Source organism: Geomonas terrae, from assembly GCF_004791675.1.
In the GTDB taxonomy this organism is placed as follows: Bacteria; Desulfobacterota; Desulfuromonadia; order Geobacterales; family Geobacteraceae; genus Geomonas; species Geomonas edaphica.
The window spans coordinates 24,034-47,117 of the sequence record NZ_SRSC01000007.1 but is presented as its reverse complement, the minus strand read 5'-3'; the positions used below and the strand labels follow the sequence as shown (position 1 = coordinate 47,117).

The window sequence follows — 23,084 nt, the reverse complement described above, 5'->3', positions numbered from 1 at the left end:
ACCTTCCGGTAACATCGAGGGCGCACCCACCGGGGTGCGCCCTTTTTCTTTGCCCCTCCCCCTCCCCCTCCCCCGGATTCCCTTGCGCCTTCTTCCTCATGAAGGTATACTCCGTCCCATGTTAACCTACCAGATAGCGGCCAAAGACCACTTGCGGCGCGTGGACAGCTTCATGCGGAACCTGCTCCCAAGCGCCCAGTCCTCCTACATCAAGAAGCTCATCGCCTCCGGGCACCTGAAGCTAAACGGCGCTCCAGCCGACCCCGGCGAGCTGCTCCGTCTGGGCGACCAGATCACCATCAAGGAGAGCTCGAAGACGACCGCGCTTCTCGCCCGCCTCACCCCGGAGCTCGACATCCTCTTCGAAGACACCTGGATCCTCTGCCTTAACAAACCCGCCGGGATCGCCGTGCATCGCACCGAAGACCCGGAGGAGATCACCCTGGTCGATCTCGCCGAGGCCCTGCTCCAAAAGCGGGACGGCTCCGGAAAGCTCAGGCCGGTCAACCGGCTCGACAAGGGGACCTCCGGCGCGATCATCCTCGCGAAGAGCGCGGTCGCCGCCGGCATGTTCGGCAAGATGATCCAGGAGGAAGGGCTCGGAAAGCTGTATCTCGCGGTGGTGGAGGGGAAGCTGCAGAAGCAGGGGACCATCGATGCCGCCCTGGACGGCAAGGAATCGCAGACGAGTTACGTGAGACTCCTGCAGGGGGGCGGGGTCGCCCTGCTGGCGGTCTATCCGCTGACCGGCAGGATGCACCAGATAAGGCAGCACTTCCGTATGATCGGGCACCCGATCCTCGGTGACAAGCGCTACGGCGGCAGGAGCCTCACCGGCTTCGCCGGCCACGCGCTCCACTCCTTCCGCACAACACTCATGCACCCGGCCACCGGCGAGGAGATCGACGTACCGGCGCCGCTTCCCGAGCAGCTGCTGCGTCTCGCCTCCCGTTTCGGTTCCATTGGGGAGGAGGCCCTACTGGCAGCGCTCGGCGAGATTCCCGCGGCCGAGGCAGCAACCCTTTCCTAGTCGCCCCAACCTTTGGCCCCGATGAGGGGAACAAAGCGGACACCGCAGAGCTCCTCGTAGCGGAGCTCTCCCCCGTCGAGGCGGCGCACCCGCACGAGTTCCTGCAGGTGCTGGCTGCGCCCCACCGGTATCACGAGTCTCCCCCCCGGTGCGAGCTGCTCCAGCAGCGTGTCGGGCACCTCGGGCGCCCCTGCGGTCACCACGATGCCGTCGTAAGGGGCGTGCTCCGGCCATCCCAGCGTCCCGTCACCCAGGTGCACCGTCACGTTTCGGTAACCCAGTTCCCGAAGCCGCTCCTCCGCGCTGCAAGCAAGGTACGAAAGGCGCTCGACGGTGAATACCTCGGCGGCGCAGAGGCTCAGCACGGCGGCGGCATAGCCCGAGCCGGTCCCGATCTCCAGCACCCTCTCGGCCCCACCGAGCTCCAGTGCCTCGATCATGTAGGCGACGATGTACGGCTGGGATATGGTCTGTCCCTCCTGGATCAGCAGCGGGCCGTCCTCGTAGGCGAGAAACTTCATCTCCGGCGGCAAGAACGACTCGCGCGGCACCTCGCGCATCGCCTTCAGCACGGCGCCGTCCCTGATGCCGCGCCCCGCCAGGTGATCGGTCAGCATCCGCTCTTTCCTCGCCATCAATTCTCTCTTGAGGTCGCTGGTCATGGCATCCCCCCGAAGGCGCAATGTTACCACAGGGACCGGTCGTCTCAACCGAACGTTCCCGGACGACCTGCGACTGGATCTGGTAGCCGGTAACGGCGCGCAGCCAAGTATCAAGCAAGCGCGGCAAAGGCATTAGAACTCACTAATTACGTGCCACAATGCGTAACATTCAACCTGTTGACTCTTATATGGGGCAGGCGTAGACTTAAATCAGATGAAAGGCTCTTTGAAAAAAGCTCTGGAGTACAGGTAAAGGTGGCGTGAGGTAGCCAGGTTATTCCACACTTATGATTTCCCAGGTTTCAGACGTGGTGTGCAGTTCCCGATGCTTCTACGGAATTACCTAAAGCGTTTTCCGGGGAGATGCTTCACAAAAGAGCGTGGTCTCACATAAACCTTTACGGCACTTTGGAGCCAGTAACTGGCGCTTACGGAGATCAAGCCGATTGGCCTAAAATAATCTCATCCGCCATGCGCGTAAAAACCGCTTCAAAAAGGGGAAGGAACCCGGAGCAACGGGCAACACGGTCCCGCCGGAGCGCGTTATCCGCCCCCGGTACCCGCCTTCCACCGACGGATAGGGGTAAAGGATCTCATAAAGTGGCGCCAGTTACATTTTTTAAGGCCCGGTGCATCAAGCACCGGGCCTTTTTCGTGCCGCAAACCGGCCTTTTCGTGCCGCAAACCGGACCTCCGCCATGCAGCGGTGCAAGCGGGTGTTATAATGGGTGCGCGCTAATTATGGCGAATCTAAAAGAATGGAGGTTGCCATGCCACGCGGAGCCAGAATAACCATGGAGGAAAAGGGACAAATGACCGCCCGCAGCCCTGAGCCTTACCTGCCCAAGCGCGGACTGCCGGACGGAACCGTGTGCAAGGGTTGCGGCATCGTCTACCACAACAAACGCTGGCAGATCGTGGCGGGAAGCGTCGCTGCACAAAAGGGCGACGTCCTCTGCCCCGCCTGCCGGCGCATCGTCGGAGAAGACCCCGCCGGCGTGGTGACGCTCTCCGGCCCGTTCCTCGCGCAGCACCGTGAGGAGATCTTGAACACGGTGAAGCAGCAGGAGGTGAAGCACCGGGAAAAGAACCCGCTCGGGCGCATCATGGAGATCAGGGAGGAGAATGGCGGTATCGTGGTGACCACGACCGAGGACAAACTGGCGCAGAAGATCGGGCGAGAGCTGTACAAGTCGCAGCGCGGTGAGCTTCACTACAAGTGGAGCCACGACCAGCGCATGGTCCGGGTCGACTGGACGCGCTAGGAAAGCGCGCCGCTCGGAAAGAAAAAGCCCCCCTCGCCAGGCGAGGGGGGCTTTTTCTTGGGTAAATTGCTGATGGATGAGACTTGCTACCTGCGTCGCAGCGGCTCGAACAGGTACTCGAGGCCGTTTGCCTTCACCTCGTACATGCATGCGAGCATCGCCCCGAGTTCCCCTCCGGGGAACCCCTTCTGCCTCATCCATACGAGATAAGGCTCGGGAAGGTCCACGAGCAGCACGCCGGCGTACTTCCCATAGGGCATCCTGGTGCGGGCCAACTGCAGCAGCCGGTCCGTATCAGGGAAAAGCTCCTCCACGGGCTACCCCTTCAGCTTCGCCTTGAGCAGGTCGCCCAGGGTCCCCATCCCTTTGGGGGCCTCGGAAACCGTCTTCTTGTAGGCGTCCATGCTGGCGGTCTGCTCTTCCTGGGCGCGGCTCACGGAAGCAAGCGACAGGGAGATCTTCTTCGCATCACGGTCCACCGACTCGACCTTCACCTCGACCTCCTGCCCTTCGGCGAGGACTTCGCGGGGGTGCTGGATCCGCTTGCCGGCGCCGAGCTTGGAGATATGGATGAGGCCGTCCACGCCGGCCGCCAGGGTAACGAAGGCGCCGAACGGGGTGAGCCTTGCTACCTTGCCGTTTTGGTAGGAACCTTCCGGGAACGCGCCCGCCGCCTCTTCCCAAGGGTCGGCCAGGGTGTCTTTCAGGGAGAAGGAGATACGGTTCTTGTCCCAGTCGATCCCCTTGATCACTACCTCGACTTCCTGTCCGACGGAGAGCACGTCACTTACGTGATTCACGCGCGCCCAGGCAACCTCGGAGACGGGCAGAAGCCCCTCCACCGCGCCGATGGAGACGAAAGCGCCGAAGTCGCGCAGCGAGGTCACGGTCCCCTTCACGCGGTCGCCGACCTTGAGGGTTTCCTTGAGCGCCTCTTTCTGCGCCTGCTGCTCCTCCTCGAGGAGGGCACGGTGCGACAGCACGATGTTGCGCCCCTTCTCGGAGTATTCCATGATCTTAAACGACATGTGCTTGCCGAGAAGCGCCGCGGTGTCCTCGACCCTTCTCAGGGCAATCTGGGAGAACGGACAGAAGGCACGCGAGCCTGCCACCTTCACCTCGAAACCACCCTTCACTTCCTTCTCCACCACGCCCTCGACCGGGATGCCGGCCGCGAAAGCTTCCTCGAGCTGCGCGTTGCCGGCAGCCTGACCGCTCCCCGCGCCAACCTTGGTGGTGAAACGCATCTCGTTGTTGCGCGAAGAGAGGAACCAGGCGGTGACCTTGTCGCCAACCTTGACGGTCACATTGCCGTCAGCGTCGAGGACTTCCTTGATGTCGAGGATCCCTTCGCCTTTGCGGCCGGTATCCAGAAAGACCCAGTCCTTGGCGATTTGCAGTACGGTCGCCTCGACCTTGGCACCCGGCTCAAGCCGGCCGGCGTCCTTCTGGCTCCGCTCGAACAGATCGGCAAAGCTCTCCTCTTCGTTTTCCATCTCTTCCCTGTGATCGATATCCATTTAAATACCTCTGAACGTTTTGTTGCGCTTTAGCACCAAAGGAGCATACAGGGGACCCCGTACCCTTGTCAACTACTTGAGCTGCTTTGAAAGATCTTTCTGGCGCTCCGCTTCGGCTGACAGAGTAAGGGGATGGAAACCAGGGGGAGCGGAAAGAAAGAGGCCGCCATGAAAAGAAGTTAAAGCCTTAACGTCCCTGCTCCGATAGGAATAAAAAACAGCCACTGTCACGGATGAAGGAGAGACCAATGGGCGTGCTTGTCTGTTACGACGATTTCACCTACGACGTCATCAACGATTACTACCTCGAACACCTGCTGGAGACCGGCTGCATCCTGGGCTATGACAGGTCGGAACACTGGGTGAAACAGGAAACGGCGCCTGCCGTGCCGCCTCTTCACTCTTTTGCATCCGGCTCGGCCTGAGACGAAAGCCCGCCGTCTCCCCTCCCCCAGCGCGCCTCCTCATGCCCGGCAACCCCGAACAGGTGTGGTAACATCTCCAGGGTGCAGCGTCAGCCGAGCATAAGACGGAGGAACCATGAACGTACCAGCCGCGCTCAAGCGCATTTCCGACACGATCTGGGAGCTCCCGGTGAGCTACAAGACGGGGATGCTCGTCCCCGCAAGGATCGTGGCCAGCGAGAAACTCGTCAACGAGATGGACGCCGGCGTCTTCGAGCAGGTGAGCAACGTAGCCACCCTCCCCGGCATCCAACGCTACGCCTTTTGCATGCCCGACGGCCACTGGGGCTACGGTTTCCCCATCGGCGGGGTCGCCGCCATGGATCCAGGCTCGGGGGTGATCTCGCCTGGGGGGATTGGCTTCGACATCAACTGCGGCATGCGTCTCGTACTCACCACCCTCACCGCCGAAGAAGTCCAACCGAAGCTCCACCAACTGGTCGACCGCCTCTTCGCCCGCATCCCGACCGGTGTGGGATGCCAGGGGTTCGTGAAACTGAAGCAGGACGACTTCCGCACCGTGGTGCAGCAGGGGTCGCGCTGGTGCCTTAAAAACGGCTTCGCGACGGAGCAGGACCTGGAGATGACCGAGGAGGGGGGATGCTTTGCCGGTGCCGATCCATCGCACATAAGCGAGAAGGCGATCGAGCGCGGTTACCATCAGCTCGGCACCTTGGGGAGCGTTTTATTTAGAAACACGTCACGATTAGTGCCTTTCACCCTTGCAGCCACATCACCATACCTTGACAGCTGACTTTTATGCCTCGCATATCGTAAAACTCTATCAACCACACAGGGGGCATGTCTTTGTCATAGTCAGCTTCAGGAAGGCTGCGCCATTCCCGCTGCGGATGAACCGATTTGGGAGAGGAACTGCGGGGTGGAGGGTTTAGAGGGTGGTGTCGTCCTAGTCGGCGGGAAGGGGCCAGGACAATTACCATAACCGCGCGTCTGACGGTGTCGATAACATTGGCGTTGCTGACGCCGCAGCTTTTGATATGGAACCCCGCCACCGTGCCGGGCTCGGCGGCAAAGCCATCGACCATGAAGACAGCTCTGGATACAGGGCCAGACAGGGCGGCGGAAGTCTCCTACGTCGCATGGCAACTCTTTTTTTCCGTTCGTGACCTCCCTCGTGAAGTGGGGTACGATACTGTTTGAGTTACCTCGCAACTGATTAAATCAGAGAGGGGCAGCTCGCGCCAAGCAACAGGCTAGGACACCCGACGGAACACGTGGGTAGCCAAGAATTCTCTTGCTACTCCTGCATTCTGCTCGATGAAAGGCGTGGATTAGTTTTGCAGCAACGTCCAGGTTATTAGCCAAAACATGAGGGAGGGTGGAAATGAGTGTTTTTCCTGATATGCATCGGCCACAACGAGCTCCGTAAAATCTGGATGCATTCAAAGAACCAGCTTTATAACTAGGGTCGCATGCGGGGGCATTAAAAGTTCCTGTGTCCCCGCCCATACTTACCTTGTGATATCACAGCCTTTGTACTTATATTTTAGGCCCAATTTCCCGATAATCGGACCTTCGCCGAAGGCGTTGGTTCTTACTGAAAACCAGGAAAGGCTTTATGTAGATTGGTGTGCACTCCCACTTTACTCGTTCCCAGTCATGCTTTAGAAGAAGGGCAATTCGGTGTGTAAAGAGAGTTATGTCCGTCCTCTCTCCTTTAAACAGCATGTCAAAGTGCTCTAATAGTTCATTATCACTATGGTCTTTCGGATTAAGAGAGGTGGCCAACCGACTTCTGCACGTTGCAATTTTTTCTGCCTGTGGCTTGGTGGGGGTGTGTCCAAGGTATGTGGCGACTATTTCTTCTGTAAGTTTACGTATGTTTTCCCGCCACTTTGTCCGTTCCTTCGTCACCTGCTCCATCTGAACAGTACGTTCATCCTTCCGTAAACCGAAGAAGGAACCGATCCACCCCGCAACTGCTGTGATGCTAATGCCTGCAAGAAGGGATGTATAATCTAAGTCCAAGTCCATTGGAACAACTCCTTTAGGGGAACGACATAACAATGTGAAGGTTCAAGCCTAGCGGACAGAAATCGTTAAGCTTAGGGCAAGGTATTCGTTTGACTACTCCGTGCAGAACAAACAGCCCATACCAACATTCACCTCCTGCGGCATTTGCAGTACAACACTGAGTACGTGAACTTTATCAAATCTTCAAATTACCTTTCATTAACAACCTATCTACTTACTGCTGGCCAATCCAGCAGCCACATCCCGGAAAGAGTTCAAGGCAGCCTCAAGGTGTTCGATGATCTCCTGCGCGAGGACGTCGGGTGGCGGCAGTTCATCGAGGTTGTCCAAACTATCATCCTTGAGCCAGAAAATATCAAGGCTCGCTTTGTCGCGTGCAATAAGGTCATCGTAGGGAAAGTACTTGAACCGCTCAGATGCTGTGCGCTCATGTCGATTGTCAGGGTTGTAGCAGGCTATAAAATCTTTGAGGTCGTCGATTTTGAGCGGCCTGGTCTTGAGGGTGAAGTGCTTGTTGGTGCGAAGATCGTAGAACCAAACACCCTTTGTATGCACTTTCCCATCTTTCGGCTTGTTATCGAAGAACACTACATTTGCTTTCACACCTTGCGCGTAGAAGATGCCAGTGGGGAGGCGTAAGATGGTGTGTACATCGCAGGTTTCCAATAGTTTTTTACGGATCTTCTCACCAGCCCCTCCCTCAAACAGCACATTGTCTGGCAGAACCACGGCAGCCTTACCGTCATCTCTTAAGATAGTGCAAATGTGTTGTACAAAGTTGAGTTGCTTGTTTGAGGTAGTTTCCCAAAAGTCCTGGCGCTGGTAAGTCAGGGCATCCTTATCCTCTCCTCCCTCTTCGTTGGTAATGGTCATGCTGCTCTTCTTGCCAAAAGGAGGATTTGCCAGCACGTAGTCAAAGCGATTACCTGGGTCTGATAGCAAGGCGTCGGCACGGTCCACGCTGGGCTCTCCGTCGAGATCACCAATGTTGTGCAGAAACAGGTTCATCATGCAAAGTCGGCGAGTACCGGCTACGATTTCATTTCCGTAAAATGTCGAGCGCCTTAGAAACTCCTTCTGTTTTTTGTCCAAAGTTATGCCCTTGCGGTTGAGCCATTTATAAGCGCCAAGGAAGAAGCCGCCAGTACCACAAGCTGGGTCAGCAATGGTCCTCATCGGCTCGGGCCTTACACAGGCCACCACAGCATCGATCAGAGGCCGAGGTGTGAAATACTGCCCAGCGCCGCTTTTGGTGTCTTCAGCGTTCTTCTGCAACAGGCCTTCGTAGAGGTCTCCCTTGGTATCGGTGTCAACGCTGATCCAGTTTTCTGCGTCGATCAATTGCACCAGGCGGGAGAGCTTGGCTGGATCCTGGATTTTGTTCTGGGCCTTGAAGAAAATTGCCCCCAGCATACCCGTTTCTTTACCCAACTTCTGCAAAACCTCTATGTAATGGGCTTCGAGAGGCGCGCCGTTCTTAGATCGCAGCGTCGGCCAGTCGTAACCTTTAGGAATGTGAGTGTCGCGCTTATAAGGTTCTTGGGCGTACTCGTGGGCTAATTTCAGGAACAGCAGATAGGTGAGTTGTTCAAGATAATCGCCATAGCCAACGCCGTCATCGCGCAGAGTGTTACAGAAGTTCCACAGTTTTTGAACAAGAGCAGAAGATGTCACGTTAAGACTCCAGTATTTTTTGTATCCAGGGGTGGTCAGTGTGGCGCTGCCCTTTTAGGATAAATATTAACTCTCCACTAAAAGGAGACTTTCGGTCGATGGACTTTTTTATTCTTTTAGCTACTTCATAAAACTCATGACGCATTGCCGGATCTGTTTTGCTTAAAGGAAAAAATCGCTTTGCTTGAGCAACTTCGCTAAGGAGTTTTACAACCAGAGGATGTCGAAGTTTACAAGTAGGTTCATGGTCTAAATGACAAACTTCTATTGAAGCACGTACCCGTTGTTCAACAATCGGATCATTGCTAGATGCGCATGGCGATCCATCCTCCTGACGGCAACCAAGCAGCTCCCAGTCATCCAAGGCGCAAGGGTCAAGAAGGGCTGGCTCTTCTTGATGAAGTGGCCCCGGTGCATACAGACGGTTAGCTTCATTTAGTAGTGGGAATCTGTCTGCTTTTCCGCCTACGGTGCCGTGAGAAACATCCTTTCGGCGGCTATTGCAAAAAGTACATGAATAACGGTAGTTGGTCTTTTCAAAAGCTAGCCATCGATAACCGTTGTGGGTTGTAGCCGCGTCGCTGCATCGTCCTTTGGGACGAAAATGGTCAACGGCGTTATCAGAGCGGGGGATGGGCGTTTCACAATACCAGCATTTATCATTTGACAGGTCCCCAAGACCGTCCTTCAAATCTCGCCAAACTTGGCTGTCAACATCTGGATCTCCCCCCAGCGCAACCTTCGCCGCAGCGGCAGTAGCGCGGGCATTCCAGTTAGCGGGCAAGACCAGGTCGTCAATATCGATGTATCTCATTTTTGCCCTTTCGGCTCATTATCTTCGTCTTTCACAAGAGCATCAATAAGTTCACTTGCCAGTTCCTCCCTTTCAATACGTGACATCGCAAGCACCTTAGCGGTGACCTCAGCATTATCAGCCCCGAATTTAGCTTCTAACACCTGGAATCTAATGCGAAGGTACCTCGAATACTCATCATCTGGGAGGAAGAATCGAAAGCCTAAGCGTTCAAGCTTTGTATTAATTTCATCTAGGGAGCGCAACTCCTCCTCGCTCAATTTCGATTTACCAGCGTAAAGACGTTGTCTTTCTAAAAGTTCCTGTGTCGATTTATCCAGTGATGATGCTATCCCAAACATGTCGCTTGTAACAATAGCTGCATAACCTTGACCACGTGGGTCCATATCCGGATGGGTGGCTACAATGCACCGCTTATCATCGCCATGTTTGAGTTGTAAAATCTGCACTTGCTCTTTGACTAATTCTGCTATGGCTAATGGGTTATGTGTAGTCAGCAAAATATGACTGGTCTCACGGTTCGTTGCATCTGAACCTGCAAATTTCTGAAGATAACCAAAATAATCGACACACCATTTTGGGTTTAGGTGGGTATCTGGCTCATCTAACAAGAATAAACTTTCCTTTTCTGCAGTAAAACACATCAGTCCTAGTACAGTAAGCAACTGCTGTTCTCCTTCGCTCAGTTCGCGAAAGGTCACACTGCCGTCGTTTTTTTTAAGCCGTACACGGATTCGTACTTCTTCAAATAGTTCAGAGACATAGGTACTTTCAAGATCACGAAAGAATTGCGCCGGAGTCTGGTCTCCGACCAACATTCGTAATGCCTGGATGTCTTTAACATAAAGGTATTTGAACTCCAACTTTTCCTTATTCCAGATCGAGGTAGCCACATTGCGGCTTACTTTGATCGGAGCTAGAGCAATGTCGTAAAGCTTCGCAAGAAAATTGCTGACCACACCACGTGCATTCCAAAAGCGCGGATCGCCGTCCTTTGATTTCCATGGTGGCTCGCGCAATACGAACAACACGGATTCAATACCCTCATCCGCATCCAATCCAAGATGCTCATCCAGAAATTCCCGGACTACGTCGCTTTGTTGTATCAAAAATGCTAACAAAACAAATTGACTGTGTACCGGCATGGCGTAGAAAAGACGTTTTAACCCAGGGTCAATGCCCTTTCGCAGCTTACTATCGAAGTTTTCCAGGTAAGGCCGAAAAACTTCATACATTCGAGTACTTTCACCAGAATAGTAGCTGAACACATATCGTGGCAGATTTATTTCATCCTCTGCAACAAACGTGGATAGTCTTATTCGTTTGCCTCGGAGAGCGGATACCCCCTCCTCTGCCCCTTTACCCTGAGCCTCTTTGTTTGTTGCAACATGGATTATGAAGGGATCTTTATCGCGATCAGGATCAGCGTCTATGTGAATGTGCCGTGTGGTACCACCTGCACCCATGCGGTAAGCCAGTTTGAAAGCAAAATCGATCTTAGGCTTTTTACTGCTGATCAGTTCTCGGAAGATTATCGCCAAAGCTTCCAGAACATTGGACTTCCCGGTTCCATTCCAACCTATCACAACTGTCACCCAATGATCTTGGTCAAAGTCAATGGTGACGTTCTTCAGGTTCTTGAATTGGTGAGCCGGGCTATCTTTCTCACTTCCTATTGTGATTTTGTCCAAACGCATGACTAGACTTTCTCCGCGAGCTTCAGCCGATCGTATTGTTTGCGGCCGTTAGCATCGGTTACCACCTCCACCATAAGACGCTTTGCCTTGTCTAGCTCTCTCAGTTCAGCATATAAGCCCTCAATTTGATCTGTAGTTGCACCAACATCAGCCACTCCACACAAACGGAATGCGTCTTGAGCAAGCATCCAATCGCCAGTCTCCCCGAGCACTTCGATCAACTTTTTCATCGCAGCGGAGATCTCCTTTTTCACCTTTGCCTTGCGCATTTTAGGCTGTTTCGCAAGTCCTTCGCGCTCGGCATGAATGCGCTCTAGCAGAACAGTAGCCGGTTCGTCGTTTGGATCTTGAGGCACCAGTTTGCCGGAGAATGCACTTTTTAGTATGTTCTTGCGTTGAACTTCTGATTGTTTAAGGGAATTGATGATTGCGGATTCTTGATCCGAAATATTAATTAAAGCAGAATCAATCATGTCAGCGATTACTTCTATCTCAGCGAGTGGCGGGATAGGAATAGCTATTTTCTCTACCAGGGACTTGTTGAGTGCGGGTTGATTATTGCCGCTACTTCCTCTACGTGTCGCATCATATTGCGACCACAGCCAGTAGTAAACGAACTCCGGCATGATCCCAGTTTCTGAAACCCAGATTGCGGCGCAATTCTGGTTATTAGCAGCGTCAATATCGAGAATAGATACCTGTCCGCGTGTCTTGCCCTCGCCAACCATGCCAAGTAACACGGAGCCTTTAGGGTTTACCTGGGTACTGGTGTTTTTCAATCCTTTTTCGGAAATATGCTCCCGCGTTGAGCTAATTCGTGAGAACTGAACTTCTCCGGAACTTACCCATGGTATTTCACCATTCCAGTAATCTGGCTCTTTCCGGCTCGGAGTTGCTCCCACACCTACATAAAAACAAAGTCCCAAATTCGCCCATACCCAATTATCAGGCAATATAGGCAAATTTGTGGCATCTTGCTTTGCTGGTTCAAGGTATTTATCTTGCCATCCTTTGGGAGGGACTTTGCCTTGTTCCTTAAATTTGATTAGCTGTTTTTCTTCCCAACGTTTACGACGGTCGGCAAGAATTTTTTCGAGTAGTTGTGCGCCTGTATCCTGAAAATTAACTTGTTTAGGCCGCTTCATTCGCCACGCTGCGGAGAGCTCACCCTCAAAAGCTGATTTCAAAACTGATTGTCGATATTGGGCCAGCTTCTTTTGTGCGGCTTTCAATTCGGCCACACCGGCATCGTGGTCAGACAGGATTTCATCAAGTTTTTCTACGATACGGCTTTGTTCTTTAAGAGGAGGTAATGGAAGTTCTATTTCTTCAATACTTCGAGAAGACAAGTGCTTCACAGTCACTGATGATGTAGCCGCGTTAATAGCCGCAAGAAAACCAGGCAACGCATATTCAAGTAAACGCCCCAAATAGAAGTTTTCGTTTGGCGTGATTTTGCAGACTCGCTGATTGAGCAACCCGGGGCTGCTCTTCCAACGCGCAGAGTTAAAATCACCATCCATACCAACAAGAAGTTCACTTGGATTAACCAAGAATTGTCTCTCGAACTCACCCGTATAAAATGTGTCTGTTGAACCTGACAAAACGTCTCTGATACGAATCAAAGGCATTCCTGCTGAAGGATGAAAAAATCGAGATTCAAAAGGGAATCCATTAAGCACACCGGCAACATCTCCGAGACGCACTCGTTCCCACGTTTCGTGCTTTGAAAGAAGCCCCGTCTGGTCTTCCGCAATAATCTCTTTTAAACTTTTGGTTAATGCCATTACGTTTCAGCGGCTTACGCCACTAGCTCCTTATTCATTTCATTCATCAACATATCCAATTCCGTCCCGAATAGCCTCCAAGCCTTCTGCAGCCCACCTTTGTCAGCAAACTCCGCATAGTCAAAATCATTCCTATCAATACCACAACTGGCGGCAATATGGTCTTTCATCAGCCGCAGCCACTCGGTCTGCTCAGGGGTAAATGCCGTTGTGCGCTGGCCATTGTGGCGGAAGATCCATTCCTGGAAGCGCAGGTTGACCGTATCGGCAAGGGGCTTTAGTTCGCCATCCAGTCCGATGGCAAAACGGACAAGCGCAATCAGGTCAGTCATCTGCCGCTTGCTGTCAGCTCCTTTCACCTGGCTTTGCTGGACACGGTAATAGGCGCTCCACAACCGCTCGGTCGTGAGCAATAGCGGAGGTCGCGCGAGAGCATCATGCAACTCCTCAATCATCTCGAAGGTCAGGCGGCGGCGTTGGTAGGGCTGCTGGTAGAAGAAGTCGAGCGCAGCTATCTCGTCCTTATGGGCGGCAATGTAATCGGTAAATTTCTGGATGGTCTTGTGGGCTGCGACCTCTGCCTGCTCGCTGAAACCGCTGAAGGTTACCTGATCGAGGTTGATGTGGTCGATTACCTGCTCGCGCTCCAGCCGAGCAGCTTCGATAATCTCTCGCAGTTCTGGCTTATCAAAAGGGGCGCACGCCTCTGTAAGGCGCTGGGTGCGGGCAACTTGTAATTCCTCCTCGGTCAATGTCTCTTCTGTGCGACTTGTGCCTTCTACCTGAGCGGCGGTAATGGCAGCTTCGGCAACCTTGTCCGGGTCTAGCGCACACAACAGTCTCTTGGCTAGCTCCGGCAATTTTACACCACCGGCTTCCCTAGCTATACGCCCCAGCGTCTTTTCGTCCAACTGTTTTGCCAGCCGAATAAGACGGTTGGCAAGGCTGAGCACCGTGTCATTATCGCGGTGACCGATGGCTACCCCTTGCAACAGGTCTTTGAGCGACACACCGGGCTTGCGCTCCAGCGGACGGCTGTCGGTCTTAAGAGACTTTTCCACCCCTACGGCATCGATCAGGACGAAGCGGGTCTTGGCGCTGTCGGCAGACTGGCTGACGCGGTGCAGGTCGTCAAAACCGAGGCTCCGCACCCCACGCCCCTTCATCTGCTCATAGTAGTTTTTGCTCCGGACATCACGCATGAAGAGCAGCACTTCCAAAGGCTTGACATCGGTACCGGTGGCGATCATGTCCACGGTGACAGCAATACGCGGATTGTAGTCGTTGCGGAAGCTGGAAAGGATACTGTCCGGGTCTTCTTCTGCCCTGTAAGTAACTTTCTTGCAAAAGGCGTTGCCCTGCCCATAGACTTCGCGGACACTCGCGATGATGTCATCGGCATGGCTGTCGGTCTTAGCAAAGATGAGGGTTTTAGGAACCTCCCGTCGATTCGGGAAAATCACCGTTTCCACTGCTGACTTCATTTCCTGGATCACCTTGCGAATCTGGCTCTTGTTTACCACCGATCGATCCAGTTCCTTGCCATTGTAGAGGGTATCTTCGTCGAGCTGGCTCCAGCGTTTCTTGCGGGTGAGGCGGTCGCGATGGTCCACCCACTCCTTAGCCTTGAGCCTGGAGCCTTTCTTAGTGATTTCGGTTTCAATCTCAAATACGTCATAGCCGACATTTACACCATCGGCAACTGACTGTTCATAGGAGTATTCAGCTACCACATTCTCGTTGAAGAAGCCAAAAGTGCGCTTGTCGGGTGTGGCGGTCAGGCCGATGAGGAAGGCATCGTAATAATCAAGCACCTGCTTCCAGAGGTTATAAATGGAGCGGTGGCACTCATCGATGAAGATGAAATCGAAACTCTCGATGGGGATGGCCGGGTTATAGACGACGGCCTTTTCCTGATTCTCGGTCTGTATCACCTCGTTGAGCGACACGTCCTCGGCCGATTCATCGATAGGCTCCCCGCTGAGCATGGAGTACTGCCGCTGGATGGTCGATATGCAGACCTGGGCATGTGGATCAAGCGTATTACTTGCCAAACGTTGTACATTGTAGAGTTCCGTGAATTTACGACCGTCATCGGGCGGAGTGTAGGCGTGAAACTCCTGATGAGCTTGTTTCCCGAGATTGCGGGTATCTACCAGAAATAGGATACGCTTTGCCCCGCCGAACTTGAGCAAACGATAAACTGAGGTTATTGCGGTGAAGGTTTTGCCGGCGCCTGTAGCCATCTGCACCAGAGCACGCGGCTTGTTGTAGGCAAAGGATTTCTCCAGCTCAGTGACTGCATTTACCTGACAGTCGCGTAGGTTCCGGACAGGAAGTTCTGGCATTTGCTCGGTAAGACGGCGGCGAAGAGTGTTCGGCTGACCCAGCCAATCAGCCAGCGTCTCAGGCCGGTGGAAGTGGAACACCTCGCGGGAACGCGGAGCCGGATCGCGGCCGTCAGTAAAATGAGTAACCAAACTGGTGCTTTCATAGAGAAAGGGAAGCGGGGTCGCCCGAACTTTCCATTTGAGCTTGCTGTTCGCATAGCGCTCGGTCTGGTCTTCTACAAAGGTAAGGATAGTGTTAAACGCTTTGGCCTCGACCACCCCAATCGGCTCGCGGCTCACGAAAAGAACGTAATCAGCGGGACCGGTGTCGGTGGGGTACTCACGCACGGCAACGCCCAGATTGGCCCCAAGATTGATCTGCTTGAAATCTTGCACTTTCCAGCCGGCTTCATCGAGCTGTTCATCAATTTTAAGGCGCGCTTTGGCTTCAGGCGTCATACTTGCCTCATGATCTGTTTGCGACTCGCCTGGGGTAACTCCATTAAAATGAGATCCAAGGCATGAGTAGCGCGCCACTGTATATTACCCATGGTAAATACCCGAAACTATAAAGAACCACCATTCTCAGAACAAGCTCTGTGCAAATCGTGAAAGATTAAAATGGTATAGTACAAATACGCTTACAGGTCAACGTTTTGGTAGAGAACTGATAAATGCTTGGACGGCGCAGACACATCAAGTGGGAAGTGGGGGGCTGTCAACGAAATAAGTTTTACCGGCACCCCCGTAACGCGGTCACACAGGAAATGACGCCAGTCTTCGGACCAAGTGTTTTTGGTCAGCCAACCAGGATAATAGGGCTCTTCAGGGTTTTCCGTGGGGGCAATAACCGAGATGCCACAACTCCTGGCGCGGAAGGTGGCTCAAAAACTCGATACCGGAGAAGACTCATACCTCCCAACCACTCATGGATGGTTCTCACTACTTTTGGGTTTCGCCTCCTTTTGCGGCCTCGATCTGTCTTTCAAAGTCAGCGGAGATATCCCTGCCGTCCCAGTGCTGCCCCAACTCCCAAGTGCCATCAGGAGACGGAGAAGGCGGCCCGACGAGTTGGTAGGTATAATCCCCCCAAGTTTTTACCTGCTGGGTTGCGGGAAAGAAATCTTGGATTTTTGTCGTGAGGCAGCGTTTTGGGCGCTCTCTGCTGTCTGCGATGATATGTCTGGTCCCGTTCGGCCGTTCCATCACAGCCCAATGGGTCAGTTCAATTATCGTCTTTTGCATACCTACACCTCCAACTCACGCCTCGCCTTCTTGACCGCCGACCGATATGCCTAGCCATCCAGGTCCGGCCCAAATTCCACCGCTCCACTCTCAACCAGATGCTGCTACCGGCGGCTTCAAATCGATCCGTTCCAACCACCAGCCGATTTCCAAGGGTGACAGGCTTCGTTTCCCCACGGAAAACCCTGAAGAACCGATAATAGCGGCTGCCCAGCATCACGATCAAACCGTACTACGACGACTACGAGGAGGTACCTAGCGTGCCTTTTCAAAAGCTGTGAGATGTCCTGTAGACCACCTACTGCTGTTGCCGCTTACAACGACCTACGCAAATGACGTCTAGAGGTGGCTGGGACCCTCTGGCTCCAAACGCTTCAGAACTTGTATGTGCATTTTTTGCAGCCTGAGATTAGTTTTTTATCATCGTCTTCGTTTTTTGCGTAATGAATTCTCCGGTGGCAGTTAGGGCACAACATCGCGACGTTGTACACCGTATCGAGTCCACCTTCACCTAGAGGCTTGATGTGGTGTGCCTCAAGGTATGGGTCCCCGTTAGCACGTAAGAACGGAGCGGGCTGTTCACAAAGCTCGCATTTACCATTTGCTCTCGTCGCAGCGGCTATTATGACCGTTAAATCAATTGGATAGCTTTTGGGAGAAGGCTTAACAACGTAGTCTTGTAGTTGGCTTTCAGCTGCCACGTCAGTAGCCAACCTCAGTGAAATATGGTCTTGCAGGGTCTGTGGCATGCATTTTCTACCATTTCGGATTGCACAGATAAACGTGCGGGTTACACCAAGGCTCTTTGCCAATGCCGCATCGCTCCTGATCCCTTCTTTTGCTTTAAACTCGTCCAGTAGATTGCTGAAATTATCACCCACTATCTCATCTCCATATCGAAATTAAATCGCATTGACATGTTGCGTATGATTAAGTATACCTTTGTAAACCCAGGTTCACAGCGAACCCCGGTTTACAAAGCCTACCATCTTTGAGAAGGGGTGACTACTCCTAAGACTGGCCACTAGCAAAAATACCCAAGAGTGACGTCTTGTCTCTCTCCCATTGCCTGGAAGGGGGCGGGAAGTGCGGCGGCAACTAATAGTTTCTCATTCCGTGACCTTGCCGTTTCCGCGTCCTCCGCGGCACATCGGGTGCTCAAATTCGTTACAGGTTCTGATATTCCACATTGCTGACACACCTCTGGAGGCCAAATAGTGCAGGACAAACCGAAATGAGGGCAAAAATTCAATAACTAAACGAGCTGGTTGAGGCGCGCGCAAGTGACAAACAGACAACCTGTCAGTCCGCATGAAGTCAAAGAAGCTCTTCTTCCCAATGACAAAGGAGGGTACGTTCAGAGGTGGTATGTCTATCGCGACTGCCTACCTGTTAATGCAATTAACCAATTCATACATAAGAAAAGTGGTCGATCTCCTAGCACGGGGAAAACATATGCTTATGACCTTGTGGCGTGGTTAAACTTTCTCTATCGGCGCAAGACTGAGTACCATGAAGCTACATTACCCGACATAGAAGCTTATAAAGACTACCTTGCTTACGGTCTTTACTGTAATAGCAGTGTACTCAAAATCACAAGTGAGATTACATACAGCACTTTGAAAAGGGCAATAATCGCTATTCAAGGATTTTATAGGTGGTTTGCAGGCCATGTTGAAGTATTTGTACCTGTTCATACGAGCGCTCAGAGGAAGTTTAATGCTCGTAACAAAGTAAAGCACAGCTTTATGTACGGCCAGATCTATGAGGTTCATGTTGACGAGATCCTGGACATTGAGAATATGCGTCTTAAGCCATCGGGCTATAAGAAGCACTGGCTTACAGAAGCAGAGAAGAAGGCCTTCCTAGACAGTTTCCACACCGAGAGAGATAAGGCGATTTTCATGCTTTTATGCGAGGGCATGCGTATCGATGAGGCTTTGAGCATAAAATATTCAGCATATGACAGCGACGACCTGACGGTAAAGCCATCCCGCTCGAAAGGCTACACGGACGAGTACGAGGACAAGTTCAGGATTATCGCGTTCCATGACCAGCGGACCTCTGAGTACATCGACCGGTACATACAGACGGAGCGAGCGGACGTGGAGACGGCCTTGGATGATTATTTGGTGCCAATGTTTGTGAATCTGAAGAAGCATGATGTTTCCTACGGGAAAGCTGTCACCTACCGCAACTGGTGGGGAGTACTGAAGACGGCTGCAAAAAAAGTTGGCATTGACCCAACCGAGATTGCGACCCATGTGGGGCGTAGAAGTTTTATCCAAGAGAAGTTAGAGGAAGGAGAAGATCCAGAAATTATCCGCCAGATGGTTGGCTGGGCTTCCCAAAAACCTTTAGACGCCTATAGGGACACGCGAAGCAAGAAAGTAATCAAAAATGCTGCCGAAAGGCGGCGAAGCCGTTGGTAAAACGGCGCATATGACAGATAAGTAGGGAACACGATGGGGGGTGGATATGGGAGTAGAATTGAACGGTGGACGCAACAGGCCCCTCTATAAACTTTGCCGTTCGTTTCTTGACATTCCACCACAGGATTCAATGTCGGAACGTTGTCTCGCACTGAAACATATTGATGAAAGCACAGAATTCCTTGGCCTGGAACTTCGTGAGCAGATCTATGAACTGAGGTTTACCCTGGATGGTGAGGATACCCTGGTATGCCATGTAAAGAGGCATGGGATCACATCCGTGTTAAAGATTGGCTTCACTCTGTGGCCAGTCGAATTCCGGGACTATCTAACAAGGCAGGCAAGCATCTTTACTGCGAAGAGAGAGAAGATTAATCAGAGCTCTTTTTACAGGACGGTATTCGGCATTGAAATCGGAGAATTTCAAGGTGGCAATGAGCCACACCAAATTGCACAATTTAAGACCTTCAAGAGGCATGTTTATGACATTATCGGCAAGGCGGAGAAGGTGCAGCAAGTTGTTCTGCCAAAATCAAACGCCGCCGCCATGCGAATGGACACCGACGTGTGGAAGGTCTTCTGGGTTAAATCAGAAGGAACCAGTTTGCAGAGTGCTGAATTTGATTTCTCTGTAGTCAAAAACCCCTACTTTAAGTCAGCTTTCAAATATTGGCTCATTAACAAGCGATGGCGCAATAAGGTGACCAGCTTTCGCGGATCAACTTTTACAGGAATGATCGCGAGGGCTTTCAACTTCCTGTCGGATAAGATTGGCGTTGCAACTCCATCGGCAGTAACTGCCACACACATCAGAAGGCTCGTACAGTACCTGTGCTGTGAAGCCCGCTCCTATAAAAATAAGCCTCTTGCCATGGCTTCCGTCCGAGGCCACTTCAAGATTCTGAACCAGATGTTCGATTGGCTGGCACGAACAACTGTAATTGTACCGGACGGCCAACCACCTGTTCTGAAAAATGTTTTCCGCACTGTTAGTTTCAAGAACGAAAGTGATCACACTGCATCTACTGAGTATATTCCGGAGGAGATAGTACTGCAATTGCTTCTCCATAAGACCGAATTGCCAATTGAGGTCAATCGCTGTCTTACAATCATGATGGAAATGGGGCTTAGGTACCTAGACGCAGTGATGATTGAGGAAGGGGGCCTCACCTATGACGATGACATCGAGATGCACATCTTGAAATATATTCCGCAGAAGACGAAGAACCACCGAGTGAGGAGGGGGCTTAGCCTGTACCATGAGGTCGGAGTCCAGGATCTGGATGTCGTTCGAGCCCTCTTGGAACAGGAGCGGGCTAGCGAAGCACTTCGGGCTGAGACCGGAACGAAGCTGATCTTCGTGAAGAAGTCTTCCGATGAGTCGTCCAAAGTTAATGTCCTGAGCGCTCACGGCTTCACGCACCCAATCAGGATGCTCATCGCGAAGCACAACATTACTGATCATGACGGTAATTTGTGGGATTTTAAATCTCACCAGTGTCGGAAAACCGTTGCCGTTGTGATGGTTGAAAACAAAGCACGTCCAATTGAGGTCAGGCAGTTTCTCGGCCATCTCGACCAGAAGACGACAGACGGAATCTATGCAGAGGTTCGTAAGCTTCGGCAGGGGGAGCTGAACCATGAATTTTTCGAGAAAAAATTCCGTGCCCAAGTGCCGCAGAAACAGTTGAGTAAGTTCAGTGAAGAGGAACGTCGAGTGTTGTACACAGAGTTTGCTTTAGGCCAGCGTGACGTTGAATTGGGGCGGTGTGTCAAGCACGCCAGTGAAGGCCCCTGTAGCAAGAGACCAGGCGAGACGAATTGTGCCACCTGTAAAAATCTTTGCACTGGTCCACAGTTCAAGCCGAAGTGGCTAAGCCTTGTAGAGTCGCAGAGGCGCGAGACAGCGGAACTTGAAGCTGTCTATGCTAAGGCCGGCATTCCTGAGTCGGAATACTGTGAGTACCGCGAGTACCAGAAATCGAAAAGGTTGCTGATGGCCTACAGTTCTACGTTAGAAAACATCGAATCCTATGATGGAACCTTATGTTAACAGACGTTGCGATAGCTGACGAGTACACCGAGGGCATTGAAACCGAGCTTAAGGATTATTTTCAGACCCTGACGAGCGCATCGGCTTTTACTGACACCATCTGGTTCTTAGACAAGCTTAAACGCTCGGCTGGTCACAGCGATGGCAACTATAAGATCTACTTCGCAAGCATTCCTGCTATGTATAGGGATGTGGTACGTTTCTGGGTCTTACTTAGGCTGCGCAACGGAGGGGCCGTAAGCACCCAATCCAGCAATGTTGTGAGTATGGCCAATTGCCTCAAGTTCTTTATCAAGGAAGTCGGTGCCCCTGACCTTTCAGAGATCAACCGTCTGGTTATTGAGGCATATGAGGATTACCTGTTGCCACGCAGGGACATTAGTAAGTCAAGCAAGGAGTGTTGGTGGAGCGCCGTAAATAACTTCTTCAAGGACATGCAGACTTGGCCATACATGCCCGACGCAACACCAGTTGCGCCGGGAAACCCCTTCTCTCGGACAGAACTCGATCGAAAACACAGTCAGCGCCTTGTTCCTGAGATGGTTCTCGAACAGCTTGACCTGGCGTACCGCGACGAACGCGTTCCTCTTGAGGATCGTCTATGCTACTGGATTCTTAGGAGCATCCCCTCCCGCGTCGGCGAGTTATGCTCCATCCGACTAAAGTGCCTTCGTCCATATGTGTTCAACGGCAGAAAAGGATTCATCCTCACGGTGCCGGATTATAAGCAAGCTGCCAATCAACACAAAGCGAGGAAAAAGTTGATACATATCTTGGACGAAGGACACGGCAAGTTCCTGCTCGATATGGTACGCGCCCAACAGAAGGTTGCGAAGGAGCTACAGGATGTGCTGCCCGAAAGTGATAAGGGATACCTGATGATTTCTCCACATAACCGAATGATTAACGCGATACTTGCCGGTAGCGACCAAGACCGGAAACTGGCACCTTTTATTTTGACTGGCCCCACGGTTCGCAGGAGGATGAAGCAAATGACAGAGCATTTCAAAGTGATTGGCACAGATGGCAAATCTTACGACTTGATCACGCACTGTTTCCGTCACAACGGCATCACCGAGCGGCTCTACGAGGGTTTCACCTTTGTCGAGATTCGCGACATGTCGGGGCACCATGGTACTCAGATGCTGACGACATCCTACGTTCACGTCAAGGATGAAGAAATCAAGGCCCGTGCCAAGGAGCGACGAGAGAGGGGTGAGCAAGGTCCACCTGTCCTGTTCAGGGGCCGGATTATGAACATGTCTACTGAGAAAGAGGAACAGCTCCTCAAGACCCCTCGCGCATACCGCATCGGCAATCTTGGCATCTGTTCTGACGTGACCTCATGTGGAAGCGACCTGTTTGAATGCCTCGACTGCGAGTATCTCGTACCGGATGCCGACAATGAGGACTACTATGCCGCCGAGTACGGAAAGTGGGCTGATCGGATCGTAAAGCATACGAAGAGTGGCAACAGAAGCTTGGCTGAGCAAGCCAGCTATATGGCCCAGCAGTACGAGAAACTGCTGGACAGGATTCGGCTTAGCCTTTTCATGCAGGCAGGGGAAGCAACCAGTGGCTAGTACTGACAGGATGTTGAGGGGCATCAAGCCCGGTGACCGTGAGTGTATTTCAAAACTCAAATTGTCCCCTTCTGAAATAAGCCTCCTTTACTCATATTGGTATGAGGACTATGTAACACGACTGAAAAAAGAGGGGCGTCGCTTTCCCGGAACCACAAAGGATATCGCCGTTGCGGCTTTTGGTCGGGAAGAAGACCGACAGCACCTTTACAAGAACCCTCACATCAGCAAAAAACACACAGAGTGCCTTGCAGAAATTGGTCAGGAGTCGCGGGTAAAAACGAAAGAAAAAACACGTGAGGATGCGCTAACTGAACGCGCTGATCGACTAGACTCTGCTAACAGTATCCTGCAAGCAAAAATCGACTCGTTAACTGAGGAGAATGTTCGTTTGAAGGATCTAGTAAAGCGACTAGAGGGAGACCTTAAGCGGACCCGCCTCTGCAGGCAGGAAGAGAGTGCTGCAATTGACCATCTTTTCGAGACTGGTAGACGGGTTTTGCTATAGCACCGCTCGTTCACATTACCACCCA

The 23,084-nt window shown here is 52.4% G+C and carries 19 protein-coding genes; 8 read left to right on the top strand and 11 right to left on the bottom strand.

All coding sequences use genetic code 11. The features are described 5' to 3' along the window. Positions 1-118: 118 nt before the first annotated feature. The gene (locus E4633_RS20295) at positions 119-1,030 is read left to right on the top strand and encodes an RluA family pseudouridine synthase (protein WP_135873168.1); all 912 of its coding nucleotides are present in this window, start codon (positions 119-121) and stop codon (positions 1,028-1,030) included. On the opposite strand, the gene E4633_RS20290 is transcribed toward E4633_RS20295, so the two are convergent. Continuing rightward, positions 1,027-1,692 carry a protein-L-isoaspartate(D-aspartate) O-methyltransferase gene (locus tag E4633_RS20290; protein WP_135873166.1) on the bottom strand — a complete coding sequence of 222 codons (666 nt, stop codon included), beginning with the start codon at positions 1,690-1,692 and terminating at the stop codon, positions 1,027-1,029. The two genes, E4633_RS20295 and E4633_RS20290, sit on opposite strands and share 4 nt — an antisense overlap. A 770-nt stretch (positions 1,693-2,462) precedes the next feature. Between E4633_RS20290 and E4633_RS20285 the strand changes: the two genes are divergently transcribed. Beyond that, positions 2,463-2,957, top strand: a complete 495-nt coding sequence (locus tag E4633_RS20285) for a BCAM0308 family protein (protein ID WP_135873164.1) — start codon at positions 2,463-2,465, stop codon at positions 2,955-2,957. Positions 2,958-3,043: 86 nt separating this feature from the next. Here E4633_RS20285 and E4633_RS20280 read toward each other — a convergent pair whose 3' ends face one another. Together E4633_RS20280 and rpsA are read right to left on the bottom strand one after the other, a co-directional pair. Further along, positions 3,044-3,271: a DUF3820 family protein gene (locus tag E4633_RS20280; protein WP_135873162.1), complete on the bottom strand. Its 228-nt coding sequence runs from the start codon at positions 3,269-3,271 to the stop codon at positions 3,044-3,046. Positions 3,272-3,274: 3 nt separating this feature from the next. After that, on the bottom strand, positions 3,275-4,477 hold the full coding sequence (gene rpsA, locus E4633_RS20275) for a 30S ribosomal protein S1 (RefSeq protein ID WP_135873159.1): 1,203 nt from the start codon (positions 4,475-4,477) through the stop codon (positions 3,275-3,277). A 248-nt stretch (positions 4,478-4,725) separates the two neighbouring features. Here rpsA and E4633_RS20670 point away from each other — a divergent pair, with 248 nt between their 5' ends. Together E4633_RS20670 and E4633_RS20270 are read left to right on the top strand one after the other, a co-directional pair. Next, entirely contained in the window at positions 4,726-4,902 is a 177-nt protein-coding gene (locus tag E4633_RS20670) for a GSU3473 family protein (protein WP_198419488.1), read from the top strand. A gap of 115 nt (positions 4,903-5,017) precedes the next feature. After that, positions 5,018-5,695 (top strand): RtcB family protein, encoded by a 678-nt coding sequence (locus E4633_RS20270; RefSeq protein WP_246038274.1) that lies wholly within the window; start codon positions 5,018-5,020, stop codon positions 5,693-5,695. A gap of 746 nt (positions 5,696-6,441) precedes the next feature. Here E4633_RS20270 and E4633_RS20265 read toward each other — a convergent pair. From E4633_RS20265 to E4633_RS20230, 8 genes are all read right to left on the bottom strand, one after another. Then, positions 6,442-6,936 carry a PIN domain-containing protein gene (locus tag E4633_RS20265; RefSeq protein ID WP_198419487.1) on the bottom strand — a complete coding sequence of 165 codons (495 nt, stop codon included), beginning with the start codon at positions 6,934-6,936 and terminating at the stop codon, positions 6,442-6,444. A gap of 210 nt (positions 6,937-7,146) precedes the next feature. Beyond that, positions 7,147-8,610, bottom strand: coding sequence for a type I restriction-modification system subunit M (locus tag E4633_RS20260; RefSeq protein ID WP_135873158.1), 1,464 nt, complete (start codon positions 8,608-8,610; stop codon positions 7,147-7,149). Between the two features lies 1 nt (position 8,611). Continuing rightward, a complete protein-coding gene (locus tag E4633_RS20255; protein ID WP_135873157.1) occupies positions 8,612-9,424 on the bottom strand; it encodes a hypothetical protein in 813 nt (270 codons plus the stop codon). Continuing rightward, a complete protein-coding gene (locus tag E4633_RS20250) occupies positions 9,421-11,121 on the bottom strand; it encodes an AAA family ATPase (RefSeq protein WP_135873155.1) in 1,701 nt (566 codons plus the stop codon). Before E4633_RS20250 ends, E4633_RS20255 begins: the two co-directional genes overlap by 4 nt. Before the next feature lie 2 nt (positions 11,122-11,123). Then, positions 11,124-12,908 carry a restriction endonuclease subunit S gene (locus tag E4633_RS20245; protein WP_135873154.1) on the bottom strand — a complete coding sequence of 595 codons (1,785 nt, stop codon included), beginning with the start codon at positions 12,906-12,908 and terminating at the stop codon, positions 11,124-11,126. Between the two features lie 14 nt (positions 12,909-12,922). Then, positions 12,923-15,697, bottom strand: coding sequence for a type I restriction endonuclease subunit R (locus E4633_RS20240; RefSeq protein WP_135873152.1), 2,775 nt, complete (start codon positions 15,695-15,697; stop codon positions 12,923-12,925). Between the two features lie 483 nt (positions 15,698-16,180). Further along, positions 16,181-16,483 carry a hypothetical protein gene (locus E4633_RS20235; protein ID WP_135873151.1) on the bottom strand — a complete coding sequence of 101 codons (303 nt, stop codon included), beginning with the start codon at positions 16,481-16,483 and terminating at the stop codon, positions 16,181-16,183. A gap of 374 nt (positions 16,484-16,857) precedes the next feature. Further along, positions 16,858-17,364, bottom strand: coding sequence for an HNH endonuclease (locus E4633_RS20230; protein ID WP_198419486.1), 507 nt, complete (start codon positions 17,362-17,364; stop codon positions 16,858-16,860). A 402-nt stretch (positions 17,365-17,766) separates the two neighbouring features. On the opposite strand from E4633_RS20230, the gene E4633_RS20225 reads away from it, so the two are divergent. Genes E4633_RS20225 through E4633_RS20210 form a run of 4 tightly spaced genes read left to right on the top strand, consistent with a single transcriptional unit; the run spans position 17,767 to position 23,059 of the window. Next, positions 17,767-18,915, top strand: coding sequence for a tyrosine-type recombinase/integrase (locus E4633_RS20225; protein WP_135873150.1), 1,149 nt, complete (start codon positions 17,767-17,769; stop codon positions 18,913-18,915). A 46-nt stretch (positions 18,916-18,961) separates the two neighbouring features. Beyond that, positions 18,962-20,968: a tyrosine-type recombinase/integrase gene (locus E4633_RS20220; protein ID WP_135873148.1), complete on the top strand. Its 2,007-nt coding sequence runs from the start codon at positions 18,962-18,964 to the stop codon at positions 20,966-20,968. Further along, a complete protein-coding gene (locus tag E4633_RS20215) occupies positions 20,962-22,551 on the top strand; it encodes a site-specific integrase (protein ID WP_135873146.1) in 1,590 nt (529 codons plus the stop codon). The genes E4633_RS20220 and E4633_RS20215 overlap by 7 nt, the downstream gene beginning before the upstream one ends. Beyond that, entirely contained in the window at positions 22,544-23,059 is a 516-nt protein-coding gene (locus tag E4633_RS20210; protein WP_135873144.1) for a hypothetical protein, read from the top strand. The genes E4633_RS20215 and E4633_RS20210 overlap by 8 nt, the downstream gene beginning before the upstream one ends. The last annotated feature ends 25 nt before the right edge of the window (positions 23,060-23,084 follow it).

Bases quoted from the DNA above. Each gene is read 5' to 3' on its own strand.
- E4633_RS20295 (WP_135873168.1), top strand. From the start codon at position 119: ATGTTAACCTACCAGATAGCGGCCAAAGACCACTTGCGGCGCGTGGAC.
- E4633_RS20290 (WP_135873166.1), bottom strand. From the start codon at position 1,692: ATGACCAGCGACCTCAAGAGAGAATTGATGGCGAGGAAAGAGCGGATG.
- E4633_RS20285 (WP_135873164.1), top strand. From the start codon at position 2,463: ATGCCACGCGGAGCCAGAATAACCATGGAGGAAAAGGGACAAATGACC.
- rpsA (WP_135873159.1), bottom strand. From the start codon at position 4,477: ATGGATATCGATCACAGGGAAGAGATGGAAAACGAAGAGGAGAGCTTT.
- E4633_RS20670 (WP_198419488.1), top strand. From the start codon at position 4,726: ATGGGCGTGCTTGTCTGTTACGACGATTTCACCTACGACGTCATCAAC.
- E4633_RS20270 (WP_246038274.1), top strand. From the start codon at position 5,018: ATGAACGTACCAGCCGCGCTCAAGCGCATTTCCGACACGATCTGGGAG.
- E4633_RS20265 (WP_198419487.1), bottom strand. From the start codon at position 6,936: ATGGACTTGGACTTAGATTATACATCCCTTCTTGCAGGCATTAGCATC.
- E4633_RS20255 (WP_135873157.1), bottom strand. From the start codon at position 9,424: ATGAGATACATCGATATTGACGACCTGGTCTTGCCCGCTAACTGGAAT.
- E4633_RS20250 (WP_135873155.1), bottom strand. From the start codon at position 11,121: ATGCGTTTGGACAAAATCACAATAGGAAGTGAGAAAGATAGCCCGGCT.
- E4633_RS20245 (WP_135873154.1), bottom strand. From the start codon at position 12,908: ATGGCATTAACCAAAAGTTTAAAAGAGATTATTGCGGAAGACCAGACG.
- E4633_RS20240 (WP_135873152.1), bottom strand. From the start codon at position 15,697: ATGACGCCTGAAGCCAAAGCGCGCCTTAAAATTGATGAACAGCTCGAT.
- E4633_RS20235 (WP_135873151.1), bottom strand. From the start codon at position 16,483: ATGCAAAAGACGATAATTGAACTGACCCATTGGGCTGTGATGGAACGG.
- E4633_RS20220 (WP_135873148.1), top strand. From the start codon at position 18,962: ATGGGAGTAGAATTGAACGGTGGACGCAACAGGCCCCTCTATAAACTT.
- E4633_RS20215 (WP_135873146.1), top strand. From the start codon at position 20,962: ATGTTAACAGACGTTGCGATAGCTGACGAGTACACCGAGGGCATTGAA.